At 66.2% G+C, this 26261-nt stretch carries 28 protein-coding genes and 1 tRNA gene; 19 read left to right on the top strand and 10 right to left on the bottom strand.

Features of this window, described 5'->3' with window-relative positions:
• Positions 1 to 4: 4 nt before the first annotated feature.
• The 3 genes from kduD to P1IM2_RS14770 form a co-directional block, all read right to left on the bottom strand.
• Positions 5 to 760 (bottom strand): 2-dehydro-3-deoxy-D-gluconate 5-dehydrogenase KduD, encoded by a 756-nt coding sequence (kduD, locus tag P1IM2_RS14780; RefSeq protein ID WP_062901806.1) that lies wholly within the window; start codon positions 758 to 760, stop codon positions 5 to 7.
• On the bottom strand, positions 760 to 1602 hold the full coding sequence (gene kduI / locus P1IM2_RS14775; protein ID WP_186402928.1) for a 5-dehydro-4-deoxy-D-glucuronate isomerase: 843 nt from the start codon (positions 1600 to 1602) through the stop codon (positions 760 to 762). Before kduI ends, kduD begins: the two co-directional genes overlap by 1 nt.
• Before the next feature lie 341 nt (positions 1603 to 1943).
• Positions 1944 to 2017 (bottom strand) — tRNA-Gln (locus tag P1IM2_RS14770).
• Positions 2018 to 2192: 175 nt separating this feature from the next.
• Here P1IM2_RS14770 and P1IM2_RS14765 point away from each other — a divergent pair.
• Positions 2193 to 3485: an FAD-dependent oxidoreductase gene (locus P1IM2_RS14765; RefSeq protein ID WP_062901781.1), complete on the top strand. Its 1293-nt coding sequence runs from the start codon at positions 2193 to 2195 to the stop codon at positions 3483 to 3485.
• Positions 3482 to 3874, top strand: a complete 393-nt coding sequence (locus P1IM2_RS14760; protein ID WP_238929628.1) for a DoxX family protein — start codon at positions 3482 to 3484, stop codon at positions 3872 to 3874. The genes P1IM2_RS14765 and P1IM2_RS14760 overlap by 4 nt, the downstream gene beginning before the upstream one ends.
• A 34-nt stretch (positions 3875 to 3908) precedes the next feature.
• Here the strand turns inward: P1IM2_RS14760 and P1IM2_RS14755 are convergent, their stop codons facing one another.
• Positions 3909 to 5168 (bottom strand): dipeptidase, encoded by a 1260-nt coding sequence (locus P1IM2_RS14755; RefSeq protein WP_186402927.1) that lies wholly within the window; start codon positions 5166 to 5168, stop codon positions 3909 to 3911.
• A 115-nt stretch (positions 5169 to 5283) separates the two neighbouring features.
• Here P1IM2_RS14755 and P1IM2_RS14750 point away from each other — a divergent pair, with 115 nt between their 5' ends.
• The 3 genes from P1IM2_RS14750 to P1IM2_RS14740 are packed head-to-tail and all read left to right on the top strand — an operon-like array spanning position 5284 to position 8955.
• On the top strand, positions 5284 to 6456 hold the full coding sequence (locus P1IM2_RS14750; RefSeq protein WP_062901779.1) for an acyl-CoA dehydrogenase family protein: 1173 nt from the start codon (positions 5284 to 5286) through the stop codon (positions 6454 to 6456).
• Positions 6453 to 7679 (top strand): hypothetical protein, encoded by a 1227-nt coding sequence (locus P1IM2_RS14745; protein ID WP_186402926.1) that lies wholly within the window; start codon positions 6453 to 6455, stop codon positions 7677 to 7679. Before P1IM2_RS14750 ends, P1IM2_RS14745 begins: the two co-directional genes overlap by 4 nt.
• A 55-nt stretch (positions 7680 to 7734) precedes the next feature.
• Positions 7735 to 8955 (top strand): M20 family metallopeptidase, encoded by a 1221-nt coding sequence (locus P1IM2_RS14740; RefSeq protein WP_062901777.1) that lies wholly within the window; start codon positions 7735 to 7737, stop codon positions 8953 to 8955.
• Positions 8956 to 9183: 228 nt separating this feature from the next.
• Here P1IM2_RS14740 and nadB read toward each other — a convergent pair whose 3' ends face one another.
• Positions 9184 to 10770 (bottom strand): L-aspartate oxidase, encoded by a 1587-nt coding sequence (gene nadB, locus P1IM2_RS14735; RefSeq protein ID WP_062901776.1) that lies wholly within the window; start codon positions 10768 to 10770, stop codon positions 9184 to 9186.
• Positions 10763 to 11686, bottom strand: a complete 924-nt coding sequence (locus P1IM2_RS14730; RefSeq protein ID WP_186402925.1) for an ABC transporter ATP-binding protein — start codon at positions 11684 to 11686, stop codon at positions 10763 to 10765. The genes nadB and P1IM2_RS14730 overlap by 8 nt, the downstream gene beginning before the upstream one ends.
• A gap of 110 nt (positions 11687 to 11796) precedes the next feature.
• Here P1IM2_RS14730 and P1IM2_RS14725 point away from each other — a divergent pair, with 110 nt between their 5' ends.
• The 3 genes from P1IM2_RS14725 (at position 11797) to P1IM2_RS14715 (ending at position 13314) form a co-directional block, all read left to right on the top strand.
• The gene (locus P1IM2_RS14725; RefSeq protein WP_260834167.1) at positions 11797 to 12372 is read left to right on the top strand and encodes a DUF4402 domain-containing protein; all 576 of its coding nucleotides are present in this window, start codon (positions 11797 to 11799) and stop codon (positions 12370 to 12372) included.
• 71 nt (positions 12373 to 12443) lie between these two features.
• A complete protein-coding gene (locus P1IM2_RS14720; RefSeq protein WP_062901775.1) occupies positions 12444 to 12647 on the top strand; it encodes a zinc-finger domain-containing protein in 204 nt (67 codons plus the stop codon).
• A gap of 112 nt (positions 12648 to 12759) precedes the next feature.
• Positions 12760 to 13314, top strand: a complete 555-nt coding sequence (locus tag P1IM2_RS14715; protein WP_186402924.1) for a DUF4402 domain-containing protein — start codon at positions 12760 to 12762, stop codon at positions 13312 to 13314.
• Positions 13315 to 13361: 47 nt separating this feature from the next.
• On the opposite strand, the gene P1IM2_RS14710 is transcribed toward P1IM2_RS14715, so the two are convergent.
• Positions 13362 to 14003 (bottom strand): helix-turn-helix transcriptional regulator, encoded by a 642-nt coding sequence (locus P1IM2_RS14710; RefSeq protein WP_062903112.1) that lies wholly within the window; start codon positions 14001 to 14003, stop codon positions 13362 to 13364.
• A 143-nt stretch (positions 14004 to 14146) separates the two neighbouring features.
• Between P1IM2_RS14710 and P1IM2_RS14705 the strand changes: the two genes are divergently transcribed.
• Positions 14147 to 14404, top strand: a complete 258-nt coding sequence (locus P1IM2_RS14705) for a hypothetical protein (protein WP_186402985.1) — start codon at positions 14147 to 14149, stop codon at positions 14402 to 14404.
• Positions 14401 to 14712, top strand: a complete 312-nt coding sequence (locus P1IM2_RS14700; RefSeq protein ID WP_186402923.1) for a hypothetical protein — start codon at positions 14401 to 14403, stop codon at positions 14710 to 14712. The genes P1IM2_RS14705 and P1IM2_RS14700 overlap by 4 nt, the downstream gene beginning before the upstream one ends.
• Positions 14713 to 14743: 31 nt before the next feature.
• Here P1IM2_RS14700 and P1IM2_RS14695 read toward each other — a convergent pair whose 3' ends face one another.
• Together P1IM2_RS14695 and P1IM2_RS14690 are read right to left on the bottom strand one after the other, a co-directional pair.
• Entirely contained in the window at positions 14744 to 15076 is a 333-nt protein-coding gene (locus P1IM2_RS14695) for a hypothetical protein (protein ID WP_062901771.1), read from the bottom strand.
• A 49-nt stretch (positions 15077 to 15125) separates the two neighbouring features.
• Positions 15126 to 15767: a GGDEF domain-containing protein gene (locus P1IM2_RS14690; protein WP_003040940.1), complete on the bottom strand. Its 642-nt coding sequence runs from the start codon at positions 15765 to 15767 to the stop codon at positions 15126 to 15128.
• Between the two features lie 186 nt (positions 15768 to 15953).
• Here P1IM2_RS14690 and purE point away from each other — a divergent pair, with 186 nt between their 5' ends.
• The 9 genes from purE to P1IM2_RS14645 all read left to right on the top strand — a co-directional run bounded on the left by purE (position 15954) and on the right by P1IM2_RS14645 (position 25517).
• Positions 15954 to 16463: a 5-(carboxyamino)imidazole ribonucleotide mutase gene (gene purE, locus P1IM2_RS14685; protein ID WP_003040942.1), complete on the top strand. Its 510-nt coding sequence runs from the start codon at positions 15954 to 15956 to the stop codon at positions 16461 to 16463.
• Between the two features lie 6 nt (positions 16464 to 16469).
• Positions 16470 to 17543, top strand: a complete 1074-nt coding sequence (locus tag P1IM2_RS14680; protein ID WP_186402922.1) for a 5-(carboxyamino)imidazole ribonucleotide synthase — start codon at positions 16470 to 16472, stop codon at positions 17541 to 17543.
• On the top strand, positions 17540 to 18037 hold the full coding sequence (locus P1IM2_RS14675) for a dihydrofolate reductase (RefSeq protein ID WP_186402921.1): 498 nt from the start codon (positions 17540 to 17542) through the stop codon (positions 18035 to 18037). Before P1IM2_RS14680 ends, P1IM2_RS14675 begins: the two co-directional genes overlap by 4 nt.
• 37 nt (positions 18038 to 18074) lie before the next feature.
• Positions 18075 to 19259: a dipeptidase gene (locus tag P1IM2_RS14670; protein WP_062901769.1), complete on the top strand. Its 1185-nt coding sequence runs from the start codon at positions 18075 to 18077 to the stop codon at positions 19257 to 19259.
• 117 nt (positions 19260 to 19376) lie between these two features.
• Positions 19377 to 20318, top strand: a complete 942-nt coding sequence (locus P1IM2_RS14665) for a bifunctional riboflavin kinase/FAD synthetase (RefSeq protein WP_062901768.1) — start codon at positions 19377 to 19379, stop codon at positions 20316 to 20318.
• Positions 20319 to 20368: 50 nt separating this feature from the next.
• The gene (locus tag P1IM2_RS14660; protein WP_062901767.1) at positions 20369 to 21409 is read left to right on the top strand and encodes a glycerophosphodiester phosphodiesterase family protein; all 1041 of its coding nucleotides are present in this window, start codon (positions 20369 to 20371) and stop codon (positions 21407 to 21409) included.
• A 125-nt stretch (positions 21410 to 21534) separates the two neighbouring features.
• Complete coding sequence (gene ileS / locus P1IM2_RS14655) at positions 21535 to 24549, top strand: isoleucine--tRNA ligase (protein ID WP_186402920.1); 3015 nt, start codon at positions 21535 to 21537, stop codon at positions 24547 to 24549.
• On the top strand, positions 24546 to 25070 hold the full coding sequence (gene lspA / locus P1IM2_RS14650) for a signal peptidase II (RefSeq protein ID WP_062901765.1): 525 nt from the start codon (positions 24546 to 24548) through the stop codon (positions 25068 to 25070). The genes ileS and lspA overlap by 4 nt, the downstream gene beginning before the upstream one ends.
• A gap of 27 nt (positions 25071 to 25097) precedes the next feature.
• Positions 25098 to 25517 (top strand): DUF3035 domain-containing protein, encoded by a 420-nt coding sequence (locus P1IM2_RS14645; protein WP_003040968.1) that lies wholly within the window; start codon positions 25098 to 25100, stop codon positions 25515 to 25517.
• 50 nt (positions 25518 to 25567) lie between these two features.
• Here P1IM2_RS14645 and P1IM2_RS14640 read toward each other — a convergent pair whose 3' ends face one another.
• Entirely contained in the window at positions 25568 to 26242 is a 675-nt protein-coding gene (locus P1IM2_RS14640; protein ID WP_062901764.1) for a hypothetical protein, read from the bottom strand.
• Positions 26243 to 26261 lie beyond the last annotated feature (19 nt).

Below are 26261 nucleotides of genomic sequence, written 5' to 3'. Positions count from 1 at the left end.
GAGTCTAGCGCGCGAGCCAGCCGCCGTCGACGGCGAGGATATGGCCCTGCACATAGTCCGACGCGCTCGACGCCAGAAACACGGCCGCGCCGCCGATATCGCTCGGGTCGCCCCAGCGGCCCGCCGGAATGCGTTCCATGATCTGGCGGTTGCGCGTCTCGTCGCCCTGTAACGCGGCGGTGTTGTTCGTCGCGATATAGCCGGGCGCGATCGCATTGACCTGTACACCCTTCGCCGCCCATTCGTTCGCAAGCAGCTTGGTCAGCCCGCCGACCCCCGATTTCGAGGCGGTATAGCTCGGGACGCGAATGCCGCCCTGAAAGGTGAGCATCGAGGCGATGTTGATGATCTTGCCCGAGCCGCGCGCGATCATGTGGCGCCCGACGCTCTGGCAGAGGAAGAAGAGCGTCTTGAGATTGGTGTCCATCACCGCGTCCCAGTCGGCCTCGGTGAAATCGACCGCATCGGCGCGGCGGATGATCCCCGCATTGTTGACGAGAATGTCGATGCGCCCGAACTCGGCGAGCACCGCGTCGACGAGCGGCTGCACCGCGCCGACGCTCGACAGGTCGGCGGCGAAATTCTCGCCCCTCCGCCCCAGCCCGCGCACCTTGCCGACAGTCTCGTCCGCGGGCGAGCGGCCCGCGGCCGCGATGTCCGCCCCCGCCTCGGCGAGCGCGAGCGCGAGCCCCTGCCCGATGCCCGTGTTGGCACCGGTGACGAGCGCCACCTTGCCCGACAGGTCAAAGAGGCCCGCCATTACGACAGCTGACAGATGTCGAGGACGTTCATGTCGGTATAATCCTGATTCTCGCCCGCCATCGCCCAGATGAAGGCGTAGGATTTCGTGCCCGCGCCCATGTGGATCGACCAGGGCGGCGAGATCACCGCTTCCTCATTCTGCATCACGATGTGGCGCGTCGCCTCGCCCTCGCCCATGAAATGCATCACGCGGTCGGTATCGACATTGTCGAGCTCGAAATAGAAATAGATCTCGCTGCGGCGCTCGTGGATATGCGGCGGCATCGTGTTCCAGACGCTGCCTTCCTTGAGCACGGTCAGCCCCATGACGAGCTGCGCGCTGTCGCACACGCCCGGAATGACGAGCTGATAAATCGTGCGCTCATTCGATTCGGCGAGGCTGCCGCGGTCGAGCGCATTGGCGTCGGCGATGCCGAGCTTGCGCGTCGTGAACGCCTTGTGCGCAGGGCACGACGCCAGATAATAACGCGCGCCTTCGCCCGCGAACTCGACGTCCTTCGCACCCATCGTCACATAGAGGCAATCCTTGTTGCCGAGCGTGAAGCTCTCGCCGTCAACGGTGACCGTGCCTTCGACCGACGAGACGTTGACGATCGCGAGTTCGCGGCGTTCGAGGAACGGGTGCCCCGCGACCGACGGCGGCTCGGTCTGCGTCGGCAGCTTGACCGGCGCGCTGCCCACGGCGACGCCGCCGATCACGAAGCGGTCGGCGTGGGTGTAGTTGAGGACGCATTCGCCCTCGCGGAAGAGGCCCTGGATCAGATAGCGATCGCGAAGTTCCGCGTTCGACACCTCCTCCATCATGGAGGGATGAGTAGCATAATAGGTGCGATCGAACATGGCGGCATCCTCAGGTCTGATTGATCTGAAGCTGGGTTAGTTGATAAGGTAACCGGTGTCAATCGATGACAAAAAGGCGCCCCGGCCATCATCATATCCGGAGAAAGACTACCACCCTCGGCGTTCGAGCGCGCCGACGCGCAATACGCAAGCAGCACCATCCTCTCGGCTTCCTCCAACGCGAGGAGAAAGTCTCAAAGATCGGCATCCTATGCAGGAGTCCGCTCGCACCATAGCTCGACTCGCATCGAGCGTGTACGGTTTACAATCACGAAAGACCTGCGCGCGCGATTTTACCCGGCTACTGCGGCATCGCGTTCCAGCGTCTTAAAGCGGGAAAATGGATGCCCCGTGAGGATTCGAACCTCAATAGACGGAATCAGAATCCGTAGTCTTACCATTAGACGACGGGGCAATGAGGGGCGCGCAATATGATTGCGTGGGCCGTCTGTCAAGGCCGGTGCGACCGCCCGGTCGGGTTCGCGCAACAGGCGGCTTGCCCTTATCCAATTCGCCGCTAGCATCGCGCGCAGAACAGAAGAACAGAGGGGCCGCGCCCCGGCGCAGGTCCTGCACTTGGAGGTGGGCTGATGCGTCATGTCGCGATCGTCGGGTCGGGTCCGGCCGGATATTATACCGCCGAAACCTTGCAGAAGGCGGAGGATATCGCCGTCGACGTGATCGATCGCCTGCCCGTTCCCTATGGGCTGATCCGCACCGGCGTTGCCCCCGATCACCAATCGATCAAGGCGGTGTCGCGGCGGTACGAGGGTGTCGCCCTGGCGGACAATGTGCGCTTCGTCGGCCATGTGTCGGTCGGCACCGACATCGGGATCGACGAACTGGCGCAGCTCTACGACGCCGTCGTGCTCGCGACCGGGGCACCCAATGACCGGCCGCTGGGGATTCCCGGCGCCGATCTACCCGGCGTCATCGGCAGCGCCGCCTTCGTTGGCTGGTACAATGGCCACCCCGATTTCGCCGACCTCGACCCGCCGCTCGACAGCCCCGGCGTCGCGGTGATCGGCAACGGCAATGTCGCGCTCGACGTCGCGCGTATCCTTGCCAAGACCCCCGCCGAATTCGCCGGCAGCGACATCGTCGCCCATGCGCGCGACCTGCTCGCGACGAGCAATATCCGGCACATCCACATTCTCGGCCGCCGCGGCCCGCACCAGATCGCGATGACACCGAAAGAGCTGGGCGAGCTGGGCCATCTCGAACGCGCCAGCCCGCGCGTCGACCCCGCCGATCTGCCCGACGAAGGCGACGATGCGCTGCTCGAACCCGGCATGCGCAAGTCGGTGACGCATCTACGGCAGTTCGCGGCGAATCCGGTTGCCAAGCCGGTGACGATCGACTTCGACTTCTTTGCCATGCCCGTCGCGATAGAGGGCGACGGGCGCGCCCAGCGCGTCATCGTCGAACGGACGCGGCTCGATGCCGATCTGCGCAGCCATGGCACCGGCGAAACCTATGCGATCGAGGCGGGTCTGGTCGTCAGCTGCATCGGTTATCAGACGCCGCCGATCCCCGGCGTGCCCTATGAACATGGTCGCGGCCGCTTCGCCAATAACGAGGGGCGGATCCTGCCCGGCCTTTATTGCGTCGGCTGGGCGCGGCGCGGGCCATCGGGGACGATCGGCACCAACAAGCCCGACGGCGCGCGCATCGCCGAAATGGTGCTGGAGGATATAGGCCGCGGTGGCGGCAAGCCGGGCCGTCCCGGACTCGACGCGCTGCTCGCGGGGCGCGGCATCGCGCCCGTCACCTTCCGCGACTGGCGCAAGATAGAGGCGGCGGAGGTCGCCGCCGCGCTCGAAGGCAATCCGCGCGAGAAATTCGTGCGCGTCGAGGCGATGATCGAAGCCATCGGGCGGTGACGATCCGCACGGCGCTGCGCTGGCTGCTCGCGCTCGCTTATGGCTATGCGGGCTACCGCCACCTTGCCACCCCCGCGCCCTTCGTCGCGATCACCCCGCCCTGGGTGCCGCAGCCGGCGCTGGTCGTCGCCGCGACGGGCATTGCCGAACTGGCGGGCGCGCTGGGGTTGCTGATCCCGGCGACGCGCAAGGCGGCGGGCTGGGGCCTTGCCCTCTATGCGCTGTGCGTGTGGCCGGCGAATTTCCATCACGCCTTCGCGCATGTCGCGATCGGCGGACAGACGCTCGGCTGGTGGTACCACGGCCCTCGCCTCGCCGCGCAGCCGCTCATCATCTGGTGGGCGCTGTGGGCGAGCGGCGCGATCGACTGGCCGTTCAAGAGGAAATAGCCGCCACCTCCGCCGTCGCGGCGGCGACGTGCAATCATTTGGCCACTGGCGTCTCGATCGGCGGCTGGCCCTTCTGGCTCGCCGCATAGGCCTCGACCGCCTTCAGCACGCGCAGCATGTTGCCGCTCGCAATCTTTTCGAGGTCGGCCTGCGAATAGCCGCGCTTCGCCAGTTCGACGAACAACGCGGGATAGCCCGACACATCCTCCATCCCGACCGGCGCCGAATCCATTCCGTCATAATCGCCGCCGAGCCCGATATGGTCGATCCCGGCGAGCTTGCGGATATGATCGATATGGTCGGCGACCTTCGCGACGTCGGTCGTCGGCGTCGGGTTCGCCTTGTCCCAGTCGGCGAGCGCCTTGTCGGCGGCGGCGGGGTCGCCCGGATACATCGCCTTCAACCGCGCCTGTTCGGCGGTGCGCGACAGGCCATAGGCGCGCACCTGGGGATCGAGGAAGGTCGGCAACAGCACCACCATCACGATCCCCCCGTTCACCTTGACCAGCGGCAGCACGCTGTCGGGGACATTGCGCGGATGGTCGTTGACGCCGCGCGCGCCCGAGTGGCTGAACATCACCGGCGCCTTCGCCACGGCGAGCGCGTCCTTCATCGTCGCTTCGCTCGTGTGGCTCAGATCGACGATCATGCCGATGCGGTTCATCTCGCGCACCACCTGTTCGCCGAACGGGGTCAGCCCGTCGTGCGCGGGCGCATCGGTCGCGCTGTCGCCCCACGGGGTGTTCCGGCTGTGGGTCAGCGTCATGTACCGCGCGCCAAGATCATACATGTCGCGCAGCACCGCCAGGCTCGATCCGATCGAATGGCCGCCTTCCATGCCGAGCATGCCGGCGATCTTGCCCGCCTTCATCGCCTTTTCGAGCTCGGCCGAATTGGTCGCGAGCATCAGGTCGTTCGGATAGCGCTGGACGAGCCGTTTCATCACGTCGATCTGTTCCAGCGTCTGCTGCACCGCTTGCGCCTCGTTGCTGTTCGACGGGACATAGACCGACCAGAATTGCGCGCCGACATGGCCCTTGCGCAATCGGATCAGGTCCGTGTGCATCGCGATGCGATCGGTCGTCGCGGTATGGCTGGTGTCGTTGAAATCGAAACCGTTGATCATATTGTCGGCGCGCTCGCGCAGCGCCCAGGGCACGTCATTATGCCCGTCGAAGACCGGCGCCTTCTTGAGCGCGGCCTCGGCCACCGCCTCGGGCGAGGACTGCGCGGCGGCGGGAGTGGAGACAAGGGCGAGCGCGGCGAGGCCGGCGAGCAGGATAGATTTCGTCATAGATGGCGACCTTAAGGTGCATGGCGAGGAAATCGAGCCGAAATTTATCGTCTGTACGCCACCGCAAGGTCGCGCTTCCCTTGACGTTTACGTCAACCGGGCGCAGCATCGGGGTATGACTGCTTTCGACGATTGGTGCGCCCGTTCCCCCTATTATGACGAAACCCACGAGGCGCTGGCGCAAAGCGTCCGCCGCTTCGTCGAACGCGAGATCGCACCGCACATCGACCGCTGGGAGGCCGAGGGCGAGTTGCCGCGCGCGCTGCACAAGAAGGCGGCGGAAGCGGGTATACTTGGCCTGCGCTACCCCGAGCAATATGGCGGCCATTCCGAAGGCTTCGACAATTTCCACGGCCTCGTTCTGACCGAGGAGCTCGCCGCGGTCGGCGCGGGCGGACTCGGTGCCTCGCTGATGACGCACGGCATCGGCCTGCCGCCGATCCTCGCGCTGGGCTCGGACGAATTGAAACAGCGGGTCGCGCCGCCCGTGCTCGCTGGGGACAAGATCATCGCGCTCGGCATTACCGAAGCGGGCGGCGGCAGCGACGTCGCCAACCTCAAGACGACGGCGGTGCGCGACGGCGACGATTATGTTGTCAATGGCGGCAAGATGTTCATCACCAGCGGCATGCGCGCCGATTGGTTGACCTGCGCGGTGCGCACCGGCGGTCCGGGCGCGGGCGGCATCTCGCTGCTGCTCATCGACATGGACGCACCCGGCGTCGAACGCACGCGGCTCGACAAGATGGGCTGGCGCTGCAGCGACACCGCGGCGATCCATTTCGCGGACGTCCGCGTCCCCGCTGCAAACCTGATCGGGCCCGAGAACGGCGGCTTCATCGGCATCATGCGCAACTTCAATTCGGAACGGCTCGGCATGGCGATGGGCTGCTGCGCCTATGCCCGCGTCGCGCTCGCCGAGGCCGTAGAATGGGCGCAGAACCGCGAGACGTTCGGCAAGCCGCTCGTCGGCCACCAGTCGATCCGCATCAAGCTCGCCGATATGGAACGCCAGATCGAAGCGACGCAGGCGTGGGTCGACCTCTGCGCTTGGCAGGTGAAGACCGGCAAGGACCGCCCCGCCGATTTCGCGATGCTCAAGGTACAGGCGACCCGGATGCTCGAGGCGGTCGCGCGCGAGGCGGCGCAGGTGCTGGGCGGCGCGAGCTACATCACTGGCAGCAAGGTCGAACGCATCTACCGCGAGGTTCGCGTCAACGCGATCGGCGGCGGCAGCGAGGAAATCATGCTCGATCTGGCGGGGCGGCAGCTCTTCGGCGGTCGGTGAGTTCGACCAACCTCGTTCTGCTCGTCGTCGCCGTCGCGACCGCGGCGGTGATGCTGTCGCCGCCGCTGCTGCGCTCGCGCGACTGGCGCGCGACCGTCACGCCACTCGCGTCGATCATCGGGTCAGGCTTCCTCGTCGCGGGGCCGATCCTTGGCCATGTCGCGGGCCATTATGCGGTCGCGGCGATGGCGGCGCTCTGCGCCATTTCCTATCTTTTCGGCCTTGCGGTGCGCGACAATATCAGTCGCCTCGAACCGATGCTCGCGGCCGAATCGCCGCCGCCGGTGCTGCTCTGGCTCGACCGCGCCGCCGATCTTGCGCTGATCCTCGCCTATTTCGTCTCGGTCGCTTATTATCTCGACCTGCTCGCCGATTTCGCGCTCAAGGCGTTCGGCGTCGTCGATCCGGTGGTTGCGCACGGGATGACGACCGCGATCCTCGCGCTGCTCGGCACCCTCGGCTATTTCGGCGGTCTGCGCTGGCTCGAGCATGTCGAGCTGGGCTCGGTCGGGCTTAAGCTGGCGATGATCGTCGCGCTCATCGCCGCGCTCGCCTGGGCGCTGGGGTCGGAAGTCGCGGCGGGAACGGTCGCGGTCCGTCCGCTCGCCGACCAGGCGGAGGGTTTCGACGCGGTCCGCATCCTGCTCGGCCTCATCATCCTCGTCCAGGGGTTCGAGACGTCTCGCTACCTCGGCGACAGCTACGACCGCGCGACGCGAGTGCGCACGATGCGCCATGCGCAGTGGATCGCCTTCGTCGTCTACATGCTCTTCATCGGCCTCCTGACGCCGTGGCTCGACGGGCGCCTGCCGCCCGAGGGCGGCGACACCCATGTCATCGAACTGCTGCGCCCCGTCGGCACCCTCGTTGCGCCGGCGATCATCGTCGCCGCCCTTCTGTCGCAGCTTTCGGCGGCGGTGGCCGATCTCAACGGCGCCAGCGGCCTCGTCGCCGGCGCCTCGCGCCAGCGAATCCCCGTCGCTATCGGCTATGTCATCGCAACATCAGCCTCGATCGCGGTGGTGTGGGCGGGCGACATCTTCACCGTCATCGCCTGGGCGTCCAAAGCCTTCGTTCTCTATTATGGCATCCAGTCGGCGACCGCACTCGTCGTCGAATGGATCGACCCCGCCCCGACCCGCTGGGGCCGCATCGTCCTGCACGGCAGCGCCATCGCCATCGCGCTCGCCGTGCTGACCCTCGGCCGCGCCGCGGCAGGCTGACAAGCCGGCGGCGACGTTCTAGGATCGCGTGACGCCCCCAGTCGAGGATCGAGAGATGACGCTGACCGAAACAAGCCGCTGGCCCGCCGAGGCCGAAACCCTCCTTGATGATCTCGTCGATCTGCGCCGCGCTATCCACCGCGAGCCGGAACTCGGCCTTCAGAATCCCAAGACGCTCGCCAAGATCAAGGACGCTCTCGCCGGCCTGCCGCTCGAATTTCGCGAAGGGCCGTCGACCACGGGGCTGGTCGCGATCCTGCGCGGGGGTTTGGCGGGGAATGGCGGGAACGCGCGCACTGTGCTGCTGCGCGGCGACATGGACGCGCTGCCGCTGGTCGAGGATACGGGCCTCGCATTCACCTCGGAAACCAGCGGCGCGATGCATGCCTGCGGCCATGATACACATGTCGCGATGCTTGTCGGCGCGGCGAAGCTGCTCTGTGCGGCGCGCGACCGCCTGCCCGGCACGGTGATGTTCATGTTCCAGCCCGGCGAGGAAGGGCATCACGGCGCGCGGTTTATGCTCGACGACGGGCTGATCGATCCGCTGCCCGACGCGGCCTTCGCGCTCCACATCATGCCCAACGCGCCGCACGGCATCTTCGCGGGGCGCGCCGGGCCGCTGCTCGCTTCGTCCGACGTCCTCTCGATCACCGTCAAGGGCGCCGGCGGCCACGCCTCCATGCCGCAGGATGCGATCGACCCCATCCCCGTCGCCTGCGCGATCGTCACCGCGATCCAGACAATGGTGACGCGCCGCATCTCGGTCTTCGATCCCGCCGTCATCACCATCGCCAAAATCGCCGCGGGCACGACAAACAACATCATCCCCGAAACCGCGGACATGCAGGGCACGATCCGCACCTTGTCGCCGCATCGCCGCGCGATGGTCGCCGCCGAACTGCGGCGCCTCGTCCCCGCGATCGCCGAAGCGCATGGCTGCACCGCCGAGGTCGTAATCGAGGAGGGCTTCCCCGTCACCGTGTGCGACAGCCGCGCCGCCGCCTTCGGTCAGAGCGTCGTCGAAGAGGCATTCGGCGAGGCGGCCTGGCTGACGATGGACAATCCGGTGATGGGGGCTGAAGATTTCGCCTATGTGCTCGAAAAAGTGCCCGGCGCGATGTTCTGGCTCGGCGCCAGCGAGGCGGGCAGCGACTGGCGCCAGTGCTGCGGCCTCCACTCGAACCGCATGATACTCGACGAAAAGGTCATGGCCCGCGGCGCCGCCCTCCACGCCGCCCTCGCCGAACGCTTTTTGAACGAGGGTTTTGCCTGACGCACCGGCGCTTTTTTTGACTTCGGTCAATGCGCAGCAGGAATTGGCGCCGCATGGTGGGGGCGTTCCGGTCGACCGCTGCGATCCCTTCATCGCCGGCGGCCCTTCCGGGCCGCTCTGGCCGCTCCCGGAGGTGGGGCCTTCGGCCCCGCGCCGCATCGCGGGGTCATGGGGAGGCAGGGCGTAAGCCGGCGCGCCGTGGTGCAATATCCGCGGCGCGCTGTGCGTTTAAGGAACCAGCACCGTGTCGCGTGCCTCAGGAAGCAGACGCGGGTAATCGAGCGTATAGTGCAGCCCGCGGCTTTCCTTGCGATGCAGGGCGCTGCGCACGATCAGGTCGGCGCACTGGAGCAGGTTGCGCAGCTCGATCAGATCGGTCGTCACGCGGAAATGTCCGTAATAATCCTCGACCTCGTGCGTCATCATGTTGATACGGTGCTGCGCGCGCTCCAGCCGCTTCGTCGTGCGCACGATGCCGACATAGTTCCACATGAAGCGGCGGATCTCGGTCCAGTTCTGCTTGATGACGACTTCCTCGTCCGAATCGGTGACGCGGCTTTCATCCCACGCGCGGATCGGCGGCGGCGTTTCGAGCTGGTTCCAGCGGGCGATGATATCCTTCGCCGCCGCCTCGCCGAAGACGAAACATTCGAGCAGCGAGTTGGACGCCAGGCGGTTGGCTCCGTGCAGCCCGCTTTCGGTGCATTCTCCCGCCGCATAGAGCCCCGGCAGGTCGGTGCGGCCGTCAAGGTCGATCAGGATGCCGCCGCAGGTATAATGCTGCGCCGGCACCACCGGGATCGGCTGCTTCGTCATGTCGATACCCAGCGTCAGCAGCTTTTCGTGGATGTTCGGGAAATGCCCCGCGACGAAATCGGGGTCCTTTTGGCTGATGTCGAGGTGGACATAGTCGAGGCCGAAGCGCTTGATCTGATCGTCGTTCGCGCGCGCCACGATATCACGCGGCGCCAGTTCGGCGCGCGGGTCGTAATCGGGCATATAGCGATGGCCGGTGACGGGATGCTTCAATATCCCGCCCTCGCCGCGCACCGCCTCGGTAATCAGGAAATTCTTGACCTCCAGATTGTAAAGGCAGGTCGGGTGGAACTGCATCATTTCCATGTTGGAAACGCGCGCGCCCGCGCGCCACGCCATCGCGATGCCGTCACCCGTCGCGCCGCGCGGCGCGGTCGAAAATTGATAGACGCGCCCCGCCCCGCCGCTCGCCAATATGGTCGCGCGGCCGACATGCGCGTGGACCTTCCCCGTCTTTTCGTCGAGCGCATAGACGCCCCAGACATGGCCCGACCCCGAATAGCGTAGCTCATGACGTCCACTGATCAGGTCGATGCACGCCTGTCCCGGCAGCAGCGTGATATTCGGATGCGCCTCGGCGGTCTTGAGCAGCGCCGCCTGCACCGCCCAGCCGGTCGCATCGTCGACGTGGACGATGCGGCGGTGCGAATGGCCACCCTCGCGCGTCAGGTGCAGCGCCTCGGCCTCCTTGTTGAAGGGCACGCCCATTTCGATCAGCCGCTCGATCGCGTGGGGCGCATTTTCGACGACGAACTCGACCGTCTCGCGCCGGTTGAGCCCGGCCCCCGCGATCATCGTATCGTTGATATGATTTTCGAACGTGTCGCCCGCGTCGAGTACCGCCGCGATCCCGCCCTGTGCCCAGGCGGTCGACCCGCCGGTCAGCTCGCCCTTCGCAAGCACGAGAACACGGCAATGCTCCGCCAGCGCGATCGCCGCTGTCAGCCCCGCCGCGCCGGAACCGACGATGATGACGTCGTGGGTCGCGGCCTCAGCCATTCGCCGCGCGCGTCAAATTCAGGAACACATCCTCAAGGTCGGCCTCGCGCGTCGACACGTCGACGATGCCATGCCCCATCGCATTCACCGCCGCGAGCACCTCGCCCGCGTTGGTGCGATCCTTGTTGTAGCTGATCGCCAGCCCCCGTTCGCCCTCGCGCTCGACCTTGTCGAAGGCAGAGTGCGACGGCAGCACGCTGACATCGGCATCCAGCGTCACGACGACGATCTTCTCGCGCGCCATGTCGACCAGCTCGCGCGTCGGCTTGTTGGCGATCAGCTTGCCGTGGTTAATGATCGCGATACGGTCGCACAGCTCCTCGGCTTCTTCCAGATAATGCGTCGTCAGCACCACCGTTACGCCGCGGTCGTTGAGGCTTTGCACATATTCCCAAAGCTGCTGCCTCAGTTCGATATCGACCCCCGCGGTGGGTTCGTCGAGCACGATGATCGGCGGCGAATGGACCATCGCCTTGGCGACGAGCAGGCGGCGCTTCATGCCGCCTGACAGCGTGCGCGCATAGGCATCGCGCTTGTCGCTAAGGTGCACCGCCGCCAGCAATTCGTCCGAAATGCGCTTGCCCTTCGGCACGCCATACAGGCCCGCCTGGTTCTCCAGCGTCTCGAACGGCGTGAAAAATGGATCGAAGACGATTTCCTGCGGCACGATACCGATCGAATATTTGGCGTTGCGCGGGTCGGCGTCGATGTCGAAGCCCCAGATGCTCGCATGGCCGCTGGTCTTGTTGACCAGCCCCGCGAGGATGTTGATCAGCGTCGACTTGCCCGCGCCGTTCGGGCCGAGCAGTCCGAATATCTGACCTCGCGGCACATCGAAACTGACATTGTCGAGCGCTTGCTTGCCCCCGGCATAGATTTTGGAAACGGCGTCGATGCGGATGGCGGCTTCACTCATGGCGCCTTCCATAGCCGCGCCGGTGCGGGTGCGAAAGGGCCTCGGCGGCAAGCTTTTCTTTACCATAAGCTGTAAGCATATTTTGCGACCTCACCGCTAAGGGGGGATGCGTGAGGACCAGACACATCATCGACCCGCGCGCCATACTGCGCGGCTTCGCAGCGTGCGCTCTGCTGACGGCTCCGGCGATCGGACCGGCGGCGCATGCCCAGACCACATCGCCGCAATCGACGACGCAGGCACAGGCCGAAGCGATCGTGCTGCGGCCGCTGTCCTTCTTCAAGATCAACGACCTCGATTTCGGCGACATCATCGCCTCGGGCAGCGCCGGCACCGTGCGGCTTGCCCCCGACGGCACGCGCAGCCGCACCGGCGGCGCGACGCTCGCGGGCAGTTCGGGCGAACCGGCGCGCTTCGCCGGGCTCGGCAGCTACAATCGCCAGGTCAATATCTCGCTCGGTTCGAACAGCATCTGGATCACCGGCCCCGGCCAGCGGATGCGCGTGCGCGATTTCGAGATCGGCAGCACCCCGACCGCGATCCTCTCGACCTCGCCGACGCGCTTCCGCATCACCTCGGCGCTGGGCAATTATAATTTTCCAGTCGGCGCGACGCTGGAGGTCAATGCCAATCAGGCGCCCGGCGACTACAGCGGCACCTTCACGATCACGCTGAACTATCTGTAAGCGTCGCCCGTTGCGGGCGGAGCGATCGAGACCGATTGCCCCGCCCGCACCTGCTTGCTAAAGGCGCGTCGATGACCCAGCCTGCACCCGCTCCCGAAACGATCCGCACGTCCAAGACCCGCATCGCATGCGACGGCACGGGCGACGGGCTCGCCAACGCCGCGCTCGGCCACCCGCGCGTCTGGCTGGAGATCGATCCCGACGATGGGTACGTCGATTGCGGCTATTGCGATCGGCGTTTCGTGCTGATCGGCGGGGTCGCTGACAAGGCATAGAGTCGGGGGCCTGACGCACCGCCTCCGCGCAAAGGTAAAGACCCGCTTTACCATGCCTGCGCATCCTCCCTTCATGCCCTGCTGGCATAGTGTGCCGGACAGGAGCAGAATCGTGGGGATTCAAGGGACCAACTTCCGACCGATGGCCTTATGCCTCGCCGCCGCTGCCACGGCAGCGGCGCTGATGGGGCCGTCCGCATCGGCGGCCGAGACGACCGGCACCCCGAATGCCGCGGTGGTGCGGCCGAACACGCTCATCAAGACCGACGACCTCGATTTCGGCACGATCGTCAGCGGCGCGACCGGGGGCACGGTGACGGTCAATCCGGCGACCAATGCGCGCGGCTCGGCGGGCGGCGTCACGCTCGCCGGCAGCGGCGCGCAGCGCGGGGTATTCCAGGGTACCGGCGGCCTGCTGCTGATCACTGTCAGCGGCAGCAATTCGGCGACACTGACCCGCGCAGGCGGCGGCGCGCCCGCAATGACCGCCACGCTGACCCGCGCGATGACGACAAGCGGCGGCGGCATTATCCTGCTCGGGTCGAGCGCGACGCTGCTGCCCAGCGGGGTGCAAACCTATTATGTCGGCGGCACGCTCAGCGTCCCGGCGAACCAGCCCGAGGGCGATTACAGCGGCACCTTCACGCTGACGGTCAATTATCTCTAGCCGGTTCGACCCTGGGCCGATCACCAATCAGAAGATAGCGAGCGGTCCTAGCGCACCCTGCGCCCCGTCCAGATGACCCGGCCGACGAGCCGGATCGCCGACAGCGGCAGATCGTCCCAGCTACGATAGTGCGGATTGTCGCTGATGACCGACACGCGCCCCGGCCCCGGCGCGCGCGCGATGCGTTTGACCATCAGCACATCGTCCATCCGCAGCACATAGATGCCGTCGCGCAGCCGGGCGGCCGCGTCGCCGCCATCGACCAATATATCGTCGCCATCGCCCAGCGTCGGCGCCATCGAATCGCCTTCGACGCGAATGATGCTCAGCGCGCGCGGGTCGGCGCCCAGATCGCGCAGCCAGCGCGGATCGAAGGCGACCTCACTTTCCACAGCTTCGCCATCGACGCTCGCGCCCGGCCCCGCGGAAGCGCCGATCGCCAGCTTTGGCACCAGCACGAGGTCGCGGCCGCGCGCGCGCGGCGTAGGCGCGGCGACGCGTAGCGCCGGGCCGCCCAGCAGCGCCTCCGACACGCCCAGATAGGCGGCGATGCGCGCCCGGTCCTGTTCACCCAACCGCCGCGGCGATCCGCGCTTGATATATTGCTGGATATAGGCGGGGTTGCGCCCGATGCGCGCCGAAAGCTGGGCATAATCCACCCCCTTTTCGGTCAGCAGCCGGTCGAGCATCCGGCGCGGGTCGTCGTCGATATCGGTCAAGGACTGGTCCTTCCTATTTCATCTCTAGCAATAGGATTTTTCCTAGACAAGTAGGAAAATGCCAATCAAATAGGAATTATCCTATTGATCGAATCGCGGGCAGGGAGATGACGATGCAGGGCATTTTGCTGGAACGGATCGAGGCCTTTCTGAAAGAGGCCGATATGCCGCCGAGCGTGTTCGGCCGCGCCGCCGTCCACGACCCGCGGCTGGTGAGCGACCTTCGCGGCGGGCGGATCTGTGGCCGCGCGGTGATCTGCCGTGCGGAACATTTCATGAACAAATGGCGTGCCGACTTCCGGGCCGGCCGCGTGACGCCGATCGGCGACCGCCGCGTCGGCAGCCGCGCCAACAAGAGCCGCCGCGCATGATCCGCTGGTCGCCCACCGCCCCCATGCGGCCCACCTGCCCGCACCGCCGCATCGCGCGCCTGCTGACGCGCTTGCTGCCGCCGGGATCGCAGCTCGGCGCATCGACGATGCGATCTTGGGCCAGCGCCAATTTCATCGGAGCGCGCCACCGGTTTGCGCTGACGCTGCCCGCCGGAACCGCCCTCACTGATCTTTCGGCGCGGCTCGCCGCCTTCGACTGGCGGCTGGCCGGCCACATCGTCGCCGATGTCGCGGTCGAAGCGCAGCCAGGCGGCCTATGGGTCGAATTATTGAGCGTGGAGGATTAAGCGCTAGCTCGCGGTGTGCGAATAGCCGGGTTTAATGGCCGAGGCGCATCGCGACCGACGCGAGCCAGGCTTCCTGCGCGGCCGCGGGCATCGGGCCGCGCGGTGCGCGCACCGCATCGTTCATCGCGTCGAGATAGGTCAGGACGGCGGCGCGATAGCCGCCCCCGGCCACTGCCGATTCGAGCTGGCTCGCCAGCGTTTCGACGATCGCGAAGCCATGATCGCGCGCAAGGCAACGAATGTCGTCGACCCCCTGCACGATCTGGGTCAACGCACAATGCGGGAGCGCTTCGGCAAGCGCGCCAATCTGCCCGGAAATCTGGTTTTCGATATCGGTGAAAAAATCGGCCTGGGTACGCATCATCCACCCCCTGTCCATAAAGGGAGGATGCGCGCCTTTGGTTAACGCCGGGTTAGCGGTGGGTGCGGGCGACTTCGCGCTGTTTGCAGCGATACATGTCGCGGTCGGCGGCGGCGAGCACGTCCGATTCGCTCATCCCGGTCTGCAGCATCGCGACGCCGAAGCAGGCCGACAGGCGAACCTCCTGCCCGTCATAGTTGGCGGGCTCGGCGCTCAGCACCTCGGCCAGCCGTTCGATCTGCGCGCGGGCGCCCTTTTCGCTCGACTGATCGAGGATCAGCCCGAATTCGTCACCGCCGATCCGCGCTGCGACATCGGTCGACCGGATCGACGCCGACAGGCGGCCCGCAATCTGCATGAGCGCGAAGTCGCCGGCGGCATGCCCCAGCGTGTCGTTGATCTGCTTGAGCTGATTGACGTCGATGAACACGACCGCCGCGCTTTCGGCATGGCGTTCGAAGCGCGCGAGGCGCTGGTGAATCGCGGTCAGGAAGTAGCGGCGATTGAACAGCGGGGTCAGCGTATCGCGTTCGGACACGCGTTCGAGCTCCGCGACCGCGATCTTCAGGATGCGGTTCTCACGGCGCAACGCATCGCGTTCGCGGCGCATTTCGCGCAACTGGTCCTCGATGGAGTCGACGGATACGAAACCGGCCCTTTCGACCGCGATCCGCGCCCCCCCTACGCTATCCATTCCCTATCCCCGATGCGCATCCGGTGGGTCGCCGGCAGGACGCCGGCAGGATGGGCATGGCAGGCAGGTTAGCCACGACTTGATACCAAGACGTAAACGCGGTGCCATTTTGGTGACATTGCCCGCGCGCGGTCGAGTCGCTAGGGGGAGGCAGCGGCGATTCATCGCCCGGGCAGGAGGGACGGAATGGGCGACGGCGCAGCCAGCGCGAAAGCCAGCATCGGCGTAATCATGGGCAGCCAGTCGGACTGGCCGACGATGGCGCATGCGGTCCAGATCCTCGAAGAATTCGGCATCGCGCACGAGGTGCATATCGTCTCCGCGCACCGCACCCCCGACCGGCTCGTCGCCTATGCCAAGGGCGCCGCCGACCGCGGGCTCCAGGCGATCATCGCGGGCGCCGGCGGCGCCGCGCATCTGCCCGGCATGGTCGCGGCGATGACGCGCGTTCCCGTGCTCGGCGTGCCGGTCCAGTCGGCGGCGCTCAGCGGCGTCGACAGCCTCTATTCGATCGTCCAGATGCCCGGCGGCGTCCCCGTCGCGACCTTTGCGATCGGCAAGGCGGGCGCGACCAACGCGGGGCTGTTCGCCGCCGCGTTGCTCGCCAACACCGATGCGGACCTCGCCGCGCGGCTCGACGCGTGGCGCGCGAAACAGACCGACAGCGTCGCGCCGACGCCCGTGCGCGAAGGCTGACCCGCTTTGCTTTCTCCCGGATCGACGATCGGCATCCTGGGCGGCGGCCAGCTTGGCCGGATGCTCGCGGTCGCCGCCGCGCAGCTCGGCTACAAAGTTCATGTCTATGCCCCCGACGCCGAAAGCGTCGCGGCCGAAGTCACCGCCCACCACACGCAGGCGGCGTGGGACGATGAACCGCGCCTCGCGGGCTTCGCGGCCGCGTGCGACATCGTGACCTTCGAATTCGAAAATGTCCCGGTCGACACGGTGCGTTGCCTGTCGGGCCATGTCGCGGTCCATCCGGGCGGCAAGCCGCTCGAAATCGCGCAGGACCGGCTCACCGAAAAATCCTTCGTCGCCGATCTCGGCGGCCGCACCGCGCCTTTTGCCGCGGTGCCGACGCGCGCGGCACTCGATAGCGCGCTCACCGCCATCGGCACCCCCGCGATCCTCAAGACCGTGCGCATGGGCTATGACGGCAAGGGACAAGCGCGAATCGCCGCGCCCGCCGATGCCGATGCGGCGTGGGAGGCGATCGGCGGGCAGCCCGCGATCCTCGAAGGCTTCGTCGCCTTCGACCATGAATTTTCGGTTATCATGGTGCGCGGCATCGACGGCGAAACGCGCTTTTGGGACAGTTCGGCGAATGTCCACGAAGGCGGCATTCTCGCCGTCTCCAGCCTGCCGCCGCCGTCCATCGTCCTCGACCAGCAACCCGCGGCGCGCGCGATGATGGCGGCGATCGGCGATGGGCTCGACTATGTCGGCGTGCTCACCGGCGAATTTTTCGCCACCGACGCGGGGCCGGTGTTCAACGAGATGGCGCCGCGCGTCCACAACAGCGGCCACTGGACGATCGAGGGCGCGGTGACGAGCCAGTTCGAAAACCATATCCGCGCCGTCGCGGGCCTGCCGCTCGGCGATACGGCGGTGCCGCTACTGCCGGTGACGATGCACAATCTGATCGGCGCGCAGATCGAAAAGATTCCGGCGCTGCTTGCCGACGGCGCCGCGCACGTGCATCACTACGGCAAGACCGAGGTGCGCGACGGGCGCAAGCTCGGCCACGTCACTTGGGTTGGAGCCTCTCCCCGATGAACCGCCCGGATATCACGCTGGTCCTTGCACGCGCCGCCAATGGCGTGATCGGTGCGGGGGGCAAGATTCCCTGGCACCTGCCCGCCGACCTGCGTCGCTTCAAACAGCTCACCATGGGCCGCCCGATGATCATGGGCCGCAAGACCTTCGACAGCCTGCCCACGGTGCTGGAGGGGCGGCGCCACATTGTCCTCACCCGCGACGCGGGCTGGCAGGACGAAGGCGCCGAGCCCGTCGCCAGCGTCGAGGAAGCGCTGCGCCTCGCCAATGCGCCGCAGGCGATGGTGATCGGCGGCGCCGAAATCTACGATCTGTTCCTGCCGCTCGCGACGCGGATCGAATTGACCGAGGTTGCGATCGAACCCGCGGGAGATGCGACCATCGCCTATCCCGATTCCGCCGACTGGCAGGTCGTGGCGCGCGAGGATCATCCGGCCGACGACGGGGGGCGCCCGGCCTACAGCTTCGTCACCTTCACGCGCAAAGCGGGATGATGGCACGCGCAAAGCGGGACAATGGGGGAGAATTGACATGCGCCGCTGGCTGATCGGCATCTTAGCACTGCTCGTCGTAGGGGCGGCCGCCTTCTTCCTCCTCGCCCCCGGCATGATCGAGCGCGGGCTCAACAAGGTCGACGGCAAGCCGCTGCCAACGGTCAGCGCGCGCGCCGCCGCGCTGCACAAGACGCTGACGATCGTCGATCTGCACAGCGACAGCCTGCTGTGGGGGCGCAATTTCCTGAACCGCGCGACCCGCGGCCATATGGACCTGCCGCGGCTCGAAGAGGGCAATGTCGCGCTCCAGATCCTCTCCAGCACCACCAAATCGCCAAAGGGCCAGAATTACGACGCCAATGGCGACGACAGCGACAATATCACCCCGCTGGTGATCGCGCAGCTGCAGCCAGTGCGGACGTGGAACTCGCTGCTCGAACGCTCGCTCTGGCACGCGACGAAGCTGCACCGCGCCGCCGCGGCGTCGGACGGCAAGCTGATGGCGGTCGCGAGCCCCGCCGAACTCGACACGCTGCTCGCCGCGCGGCGCACTAAAACCCCACCGCCCGTCGGCGCGATGCTCAGTGTCGAGGGGCTCCACGATCTCGACGGCAATATCGACAATCTGGACAAGCTCTACGGCGCCGGCGTCCGCATGGCGGGGATCACCCACTTCTTCGACAATATCTTCGCCGGATCGATGCACGGGCTGAAAAAGGGCGGCCTCACCCCGCTCGGCCGCGACCTGATCGGCCGGATGGAAGCGAAGGGCATGATCGTCGACATCGCGCATTGCAGCCACGCCTGCGTCGTCGACATCCTCAAGATGGCGCGCCGTCCCGTCGTCTCCAGCCACGGCGGGGTGCAGGCGACGTGCAAGGTCAACCGCAACCTCACCGACGACGAAATCCGTGGGCTGGCCGCGACCGGCGGCGTCATCGGCATCGGCTATTGGGACGCGGCGGTGTGCGACACCTCGCCCGCCAGCGTCGCCAGGGCGATGAAGCATGTCCGCGACCTCGTCGGCATCCAATATGTCGCGCTCGGCAGCGATTATGACGGCGCGACCACGGTCCGCTTCGACACGTCGAAGCTGGTTCAGGTGACGCAGGCGCTGCTCGACGCGGGCTTCAGCGACGATGAAATCCGCGCCGCGATGGGCGGCAACGCGCTCCGCGTCATCCGCGCGGGGATCGTGCCGCTGACGCCGCCGGCCCGATGACTCGATTTCCAAATCCGTCGGCCCTGAGCGTGTCGAAGGGCCGCCCTTCCTTCTGGCGAGGTTGAAAGAAAGAACAGTGCTTCGACAAGCTCAGCACGAACGGAAGACAGGGTGGCCATGATCCGCCTCGACGGCCACGAACGTATCGAGGGTGCGCTGCGTGGCGGCGTCATCGCGCTTGGAAATTTCGACGGCTTTCACGCCGGACACCAGGCGGTGGTCGGCCGCGCGGTGCATCATGCCAAGGACGACGGGCGCCCCGCGATCGTCGCGACCTTCGATCCGCATCCGGTGCGCGTCTTCAAACCCGACGCGCCGCCCTTCCGCCTGACCACGCTCGACCAGCGGCAGCAATTGTTCTGCGCGGCGGGCGCCGACGCGATGCTCGTCCTGCCCTTCGACGCCGCGCTCGCCGCGACGACGGCGGAGGATTTCATCACCGAATTGCTGCTCGAACGCTATGGCGCGGCGGGGGTCGTCACCGGTGCCGATTTCGTCTTCGGCAAGGGCCGGGGCGGCGATGTCGTGACCCTCGCCGATCATGCCCGCCGCCTCGGCTTCTTTACCGAGATGGTCGCGCCGGTCGACGACAGCACCGAGGTGATCTCGTCGAGCCGCATCCGCGACGCGCTGCGCGCGGGCGACTGCGCGACCGCGGCGCGCCTGCTCACCCGCCCCTTCACGGTGCGCGGAACCGTCCAGCATGGCGACAAGAACGGCCGCCTGCTCGGCTTTCCGACCGCGAACATCGACATGGGCACCTATTTGCGCCCGCGCTACGGGATCTACGCCGTCACCGGCCGCCTGCTAAGCGAGGGGCCGGGGGGCCGCATCCTGAAAGGCGCCGCGAACCTCGGCATCCGGCCGAGCTTCGATCCGCCCAAGGAATTGCTCGAACCGCATTTCTTCGATTTCGACGGCGATCTCTACGGTCAGGAAATCGACGTCGAATTCCGCGCCTTCATCCGGCCCGAGGCGAAATATGAGGGGATGGACGCGCTGATGGCGCAGATTGCGGCGGATTGTGACGAGGCGAAGCGGCTGCTCGCCGACGTCTGACATGCCCGCCATGAACCGGGGCCCGGGTCCAACTTGACGACGGGGGAAAGATGACCGACAGCGACGACTGGGCCGCCGGCCTCTCCGGCCCGCCCAAAAAGCCGATGAAGCGCGGCACCAAAATCTTCCTCTGGCTCTTCGCCGCGCTCGTCGCCTGGCTCACCCTGTCGAACGCGACCTGGCTCGCGCCCGATCCCGTCGGCAAGCGCGTCCTGATCGCGCACCGCGGCGTTTCGCAGCTTTTCGACCATCGCGGCGTCACCGACGACAGTTGCACCGCGACGCGCATCCATCCGCCCGAACATGCCTATATCGAAAACAGCCTGCCTTCGATGAAGGTCGCGATCGGCCGCGATGCCGGGGCGGTGAAGTTCGACGTCGCGGCGACGAAGGACGGCCGGCTTGCGGTGTTCCACGACTGGACGCTCGACTGCCGCACCGAGGGCAAGGGCAATATTCGCGACCGCACGATGGCCGAACTCAAACGGCTCGACATCGGCTACGGCTATACCGCCGACGGCGGAAAAACCTTCCCCCTGCGCGGCAAGGGGGTGGGATTGATGCCCAGCCTCGACGATGTGCTGCGCGACCTCGGCCATGCGTCGCTGATCGTCAACTTCAAGTCGCGCGACCCGCGCGAAGGCGCGCTGGCGCTCGCCGCCTTTGCCCGCGCGGGGATCGATCCGAACCAGCCGCGATTCGGCTTTTTCGGCAATGCGCGCGTGCTCCAGCCGATCCGCGCCCGCGCGCCGCGCGCCTGGACGCTCGACCCCGAAGGTGCCAAGCGCTGCACCGGCGATTACATCAAGTTCGGCTGGTCGGGCTGGTATCCGCCGAGCTGCGTCGGCGGCACAATTATGGTGCCGCTCGACTATCAATGGGCCTATTGGGGCTGGCCCGACCGCCTGCAGGCGCGCGCGGCGGCGCACGGCACCCGCGTCCTGATGACCGGCGCCCGCGGCGACAAACAGGGCGGCATGGGCCTGTGGCGCGTCGACCAGCTTACGCGCATCCCGGCCAGCTTTACCGGCTATGTGTGGATCGACGACATCTACAATCTCGGCCCGGCGCTCCGCCCGCGCCAGAAATAGCTCCGTTTCGGGCCTAGTGAACCCCGGCGCAAGCCGGGCCCCAGACGCCCTTCGAATCGCCCCGGACACGGCGCGATCAACTTAAACGTGACTAGCGCGCCTCACTTGCGCTAAGCGCCGCGACCATGACCGACAGCACCTCCGCCCCCGATCAGCGCGATTACCGCGACACCGTCTTCCTGCCCAAGACCGACTTTCCGATGAAGGCCGGCCTGCCGCAGAAGGAGCCGCTGATTCTGGCGAAATGGCTCGAGAGCAATCTGGAGGCGCAGATTCGCGAAGCGCGCCGCGGCCGCGACCAGTTCATCCTCCACGACGGCCCGCCCTACGCCAATGGCGACATGCACATCGGCCATGCGCTCAACCATATCCTGAAGGACATGGTTGTCCGCACCCAGACGCTGAAGGGCAAAGACGCGCCCTATGTTCCAGGCTGGGATTGCCACGGCCTGCCGATCGAGTGGAAGGTCGAGGAACAATATCGCAAGAAAAAGCTCAACAAGGACGAGGTTCCGGTCGAGGAGTTCCGCGCCGAATGTCGCGCCTATGCGCAGCATTGGGTCGACACCCAGCGCGAGCAGCTCAAGCGTCTCGGCATCGGCGGCGACTGGGACCATCCGTATCTGACGATGGATTATGAGGCCGAGGCGACCATCGTGCGCGAACTCTTAAAATTCGCCGCCAACGACATGCTCTATCGCGGCGCCAAGCCGGTGATGTGGTCGCCGGTCGAAAAGACCGCGCTCGCCGAGGCCGAGGTCGAATATGAGGATATCGTCTCGACCCAGATCGACGTGGCGTTCGAGATCGTTGAAAGCCCGATCGCGGAGCTGGTCGGCGCGCATGCGGTGATCTGGACAACGACGCCTTGGACGATCCCGGTGAACCAGGCTTTGGCCTATGGGCCGGAGGTTGAATATGTGCTGGTAGCTACCGCGCGTGGCCAAGCCAAAATGCTCAACCCCGGCGATCCAATGCCCTTAGTTGAAGATCTCAAATATCTAGTCGCTGCACCGTTGCTGGACGAGTTCCACAAGCGCCTCAAACATTCAATGCACGGGTTCGCACCGGGCGACGTCGTAAAAACGATCAAAGGCAGCGACCTCGCCGGCACCATCGCCCGCCACCCGATGCACGCACTCGGGGGCTTCTTTGCGCGTCCGCGCCCCTTCCTCGCGGGCGATTTCGTCACCACCGACAGCGGCACGGGCCTCGTCCATATGTCGCCCGATCACGGCGAAGACGACTTCGACCTCTGCAAGGCGAATGGGCTCGACCCCGTCTTCGCGGTCGAGGGCGACGGCAAATATCGCGAGGACTGGGGCTGGCTCGGCGGTCAGGGATCGGTGATCAACCCCAAGTTCAACGCCCCCGACGGCCCGATCTGCTCAGACCTTCGCGAAGCCGGTGCGCTGCTGGCCGCCAGCGCCGACTACAAGCACAGCTATCCGCACAGTTGGCGCTCGAAGGCCAAGATCATCTTCCGCTGCACCCCGCAATGGTTCGTGCCGATGGACAAGGTGATGACGCATATCGAGCCCAAGACGCGCGGCGAACGGCGCTGGGAAGGCGAAGGCGGCGCGATCAACCCCGCCGAAGAGGGCCTGTGCGACGCCCCGACCTTGCGGCAGGCGGCGATGCAGGCGATCGACGACACGCGCTTCGTCCCCGCCAAGGGCCGCAACCGCATCGGGTCGATGGTCGAAGGACGCCCCGACTGGGTGCTCAGCCGCCAGCGCGCATGGGGCGTGCCGATCACGCTGTTCGTCGACCGCAAGACCGGGCAATATCTCAACGACCCGCTCGTCAACGACCGCATCGTCGCGGCGGTGAAGGAAGCCGGTGTCGATGCATGGTCCGACGCGCGCGCGCAGGAATATCTCGGCGATAGCTACAACGCCGCCGATTACGAGCGCATCACCGACATTCTCGACGTGTGGTTCGATTCGGGCTGCACCCACGCCTTCGTCCTCGAAAGCGGCCGCTGGCCCGCGCTCGTCCGCCACGACGGCGGCACCCACAGCGCCGACCTCTACCTCGAAGGCAGCGACCAGCATCGCGGCTGGTTCCAGTCGTCGCTGCTCGAAAGCTGCGGCACACGCGGACAGGCGCCGTATAAGGCCGTCCTCACCCACGGCTTCACGATGGACGCCAAGGGCTTCAAAATGTCGAAGTCGCTCGGCAACACGATCAGCCCGATCGACCTGATGCGCGACTATGGCGCCGACATCCTGCGCCTGTGGGCGCTCAGCGTCGATTTCACCGAGGATCACCGCATCGGCAAGGAAATCCTCGCCGGGGTCGCCGACCAGTATCGCAAACTGCGCAATACCTTCCGCTACCTGCTCGGCGCGCTCGACGGGTTTACGGAGGAAGAACGCATCACCGACGTCGCGGCGATGCCCGAACTCGAACGCTATATGCTCTCGCTGCTCGCCGATCTCGACGCGAAGCTGCGCCAAGCGGTCGATGATTTCGACTATAACGCCTACACGCGCCTCCTCGCCGATTTCTGCAACGAGGATCTGTCGGCCTTTTATTTCGATATCCGCAAGGACGTCCTCTACTGCGACCTCGGCCCCGCCGCGCCGCTCGGCACCGACACCCGCCGCGCCTATCGCAGCGTCCTCGACGTGCTGTTCCACGCCCTCGTCCGCTACGCCGCGCCGGTGCTCGTGTTCACCAGCGAAGAAGTATGGGGCACGCGCTATCCCGACGCGGGCAGCGTCCACCTGCTGGAGTGGCCGGATTTCGCCGCCCTCCTCCGTCACCCCTGCGAAGGCGGGGGTCCAGCTTCCAACGACGGTGAAAAGCTGGATTCCCGCCTTCGCGGGAATAACGAGTTGATTGAGAAGTGGGCGCAAATCCGCGGCACCCGCGCTCTCGTCACCGAACGCATCGAGCCGCTGCGCCGCGAAAAGCGCATCCGCTCCAGCCTCGAAGCCGAAGTATGGCTCCCGAGCGAAGCCGGCGACGTCGATTATGAGGAAATCTTCATCACCTCGACCGTCCATCAAGGCGACTGGGACGTGAAGCGCACCGAAAACCACAAATGCGGCCGCTGCTGGCGCCATCTGCCCGAAGTGACCGCCGACGGCGCCTTGTGCAATCGCTGCGAGACGGTATTGGACGCGCAATGAGCACGCGTTCTCCCCACCTGCGCTTCGGCCTGATCGTCGCCGCGGTCGCCTTTTGCCTCGATCAGCTCGTCAAATGGGTGGTGGTCGTGCCGCTGTCGCTCGAAACCCAGCCCTATGGGCAGATCGAGCTGCTACCGGTCTTCAACCTGACCTGGGCAGAAAATTGCGGCATTTCGCTGTCGATGTTCGCCAAGTGCAACGATACGACGCGCTGGACGCTCGTCGCGGTGACCGCCATCGTCGCGGCGGCGGTCGCGCTGTGGATGACGCGCGAAAAGGCGCGCGGCGACGTCATCGCGCTCGCGATGATCCTCGGCGGCGCGCTCGGCAATATCATCGATCGCGTGCGTTTCGGCTATGTCGTCGATTTCGCCGATCTGCATTTCGGGGCCTTCCGCCCCTTCATGATCTTCAACGTCGCCGACGCCTGCATCACGCTCGGCGTGCTTTTGCTGGTTGCGCGCGCGCTGCTCTTCGGCGAAAAGACCCCCACGGCCGCCGACCAGGCGGCGAAAGAGTAAACGGGGCGCATAGGGAGTCTATTTGAAGTGAACCGGACCAAAGCCATCCTTGCCGCCTCGATCGTCGCGATGACGCTGTCGGCCTGCGGATCGAACAGCCTGTTCAGCCGCCAGCGCCCCGACGAAATGGCGGTGTCGCGGCAGGCGCCGCTCGTCGTTCCGCCCGATTTCTCGCTGACCCCGCCCGCCCCCGGCGCGGCGCGGCCCGGCAACGAAACCACCGCCGAACAGACGCTGCGCGCGCTCTTCGGCGGCGAATCGCCGCGCAGCCCGGCCGAAGACGCGATCATCGGCAGCGCCGACGGCGCGCGCGCCGACCCCGGCATCCGCAGCCAGGTCGGCAGCCCCGACACGCAGGTCGTCGACAAGGGCCTCGTCACCCGCGACATCATCGCCGCGCCGCAGGGCGACGGCCGCGAAGCCAGCGCGTCGATCCCCGGTGCCTGATTCTGCGCGCAGGCAATTGATCGAAACGGCCCGGCACCCCCGGGCCGTTTTCATATCCCCACGAAAATCAGCGAAATCGCGACGAAAGCGATCAGCGCCTCGACCATTGCGCGCGAGGCATGGAGCGCGGCCCGCAGCCGGCCGATCCGCAGATGCTGTGCGAACCATAATATCTGCAAACTGCCGAACCACAGCAGCGCGGCGATGAGCAGCGCCAAGCCCCAGAGGGGACTGTCACCAGGCTTGAGCTGCATCAGAATTCCGCTCGTCGACACCATCAGCGCAAAGGGCGCGGTCACATAGCATTGGCTGTAGAAGGGCGCCTTGAGCGGCACCCGGTCGAGCTTGACGTTGCGCGCGCGTACCAGCCGCGCCGCCATGATCAACGGAAAGAGGCTGAAAAAGGCGACGCGCAGCAGGATGTAGGTCGAATCGTCATTGACCAGTCCGCCCAGTCCGGTCCGGCGCAAGATCACCGCATTCTGCCCCACGATAGACAGTTCGATCGCGTGGCAGATTACCAGCGTCAGCAGCAGGAACAGCGGCGGCGACAGCGTGTCGGTATATTGCCGCTCGGCCGGATCGCCCAGTTCGGCCTCCGAATAATCCATCATCTTGAGCGGCTGTGCGAGCGCCCGCCACAGCGTGACCGGATAGAAGATCAGCCACGACATGACCTCGTAGAGCAGTTCGTCGAGCGACTGGATCAGTTTCAGAAAATCCATCGACGCTCCCTTTCCTGCG

Origin of the sequence: Sphingopyxis sp. P1IMeth2 (genome assembly GCF_900185685.1) — a bacterium.
Lineage (GTDB): Bacteria > Pseudomonadota > Alphaproteobacteria > Sphingomonadales > Sphingomonadaceae > Sphingopyxis > Sphingopyxis terrae_A.
Note: the sequence above shows the minus strand (reverse complement) of the source record. Positions and strands in the feature narration are given on the sequence as shown.

Excerpts from the sequence above, each read along its gene's own strand:
- P1IM2_RS14700 (WP_186402923.1), top strand. The coding sequence starts at position 14,401 with ATGATCCGCTGGTCGCCCACCGCCCCCATGCGGCCCACCTGCCCGCAC.
- P1IM2_RS14660 (WP_062901767.1), top strand. The coding sequence starts at position 20,369 with ATGACCGACAGCGACGACTGGGCCGCCGGCCTCTCCGGCCCGCCCAAA.
- P1IM2_RS14695 (WP_062901771.1), bottom strand. The coding sequence starts at position 15,076 with ATGATGCGTACCCAGGCCGATTTTTTCACCGATATCGAAAACCAGATT.
- P1IM2_RS14670 (WP_062901769.1), top strand. The coding sequence starts at position 18,075 with ATGCGCCGCTGGCTGATCGGCATCTTAGCACTGCTCGTCGTAGGGGCG.
- kduI (WP_186402928.1), bottom strand. The coding sequence starts at position 1,602 with ATGTTCGATCGCACCTATTATGCTACTCATCCCTCCATGATGGAGGAG.
- P1IM2_RS14730 (WP_186402925.1), bottom strand. The coding sequence starts at position 11,686 with ATGAGTGAAGCCGCCATCCGCATCGACGCCGTTTCCAAAATCTATGCC.
- P1IM2_RS14740 (WP_062901777.1), top strand. The coding sequence starts at position 7,735 with ATGACGCTGACCGAAACAAGCCGCTGGCCCGCCGAGGCCGAAACCCTC.
- purE (WP_003040942.1), top strand. The coding sequence starts at position 15,954 with ATGGGCGACGGCGCAGCCAGCGCGAAAGCCAGCATCGGCGTAATCATG.
- P1IM2_RS14750 (WP_062901779.1), top strand. The coding sequence starts at position 5,284 with ATGACTGCTTTCGACGATTGGTGCGCCCGTTCCCCCTATTATGACGAA.
- nadB (WP_062901776.1), bottom strand. The coding sequence starts at position 10,770 with ATGGCTGAGGCCGCGACCCACGACGTCATCATCGTCGGTTCCGGCGCG.
- P1IM2_RS14675 (WP_186402921.1), top strand. The coding sequence starts at position 17,540 with ATGAACCGCCCGGATATCACGCTGGTCCTTGCACGCGCCGCCAATGGC.
- lspA (WP_062901765.1), top strand. The coding sequence starts at position 24,546 with ATGAGCACGCGTTCTCCCCACCTGCGCTTCGGCCTGATCGTCGCCGCG.
- P1IM2_RS14710 (WP_062903112.1), bottom strand. The coding sequence starts at position 14,003 with ATGCTCGACCGGCTGCTGACCGAAAAGGGGGTGGATTATGCCCAGCTT.
- kduD (WP_062901806.1), bottom strand. The coding sequence starts at position 760 with ATGGCGGGCCTCTTTGACCTGTCGGGCAAGGTGGCGCTCGTCACCGGT.
- P1IM2_RS14765 (WP_062901781.1), top strand. The coding sequence starts at position 2,193 with ATGCGTCATGTCGCGATCGTCGGGTCGGGTCCGGCCGGATATTATACC.
- ileS (WP_186402920.1), top strand. The coding sequence starts at position 21,535 with ATGACCGACAGCACCTCCGCCCCCGATCAGCGCGATTACCGCGACACC.
- P1IM2_RS14640 (WP_062901764.1), bottom strand. The coding sequence starts at position 26,242 with ATGGATTTTCTGAAACTGATCCAGTCGCTCGACGAACTGCTCTACGAG.
- P1IM2_RS14665 (WP_062901768.1), top strand. The coding sequence starts at position 19,377 with ATGATCCGCCTCGACGGCCACGAACGTATCGAGGGTGCGCTGCGTGGC.
- P1IM2_RS14755 (WP_186402927.1), bottom strand. The coding sequence starts at position 5,168 with ATGACGAAATCTATCCTGCTCGCCGGCCTCGCCGCGCTCGCCCTTGTC.
- P1IM2_RS14720 (WP_062901775.1), top strand. The coding sequence starts at position 12,444 with ATGACCCAGCCTGCACCCGCTCCCGAAACGATCCGCACGTCCAAGACC.
- P1IM2_RS14690 (WP_003040940.1), bottom strand. The coding sequence starts at position 15,767 with ATGGATAGCGTAGGGGGGGCGCGGATCGCGGTCGAAAGGGCCGGTTTC.
- P1IM2_RS14705 (WP_186402985.1), top strand. The coding sequence starts at position 14,147 with ATGCAGGGCATTTTGCTGGAACGGATCGAGGCCTTTCTGAAAGAGGCC.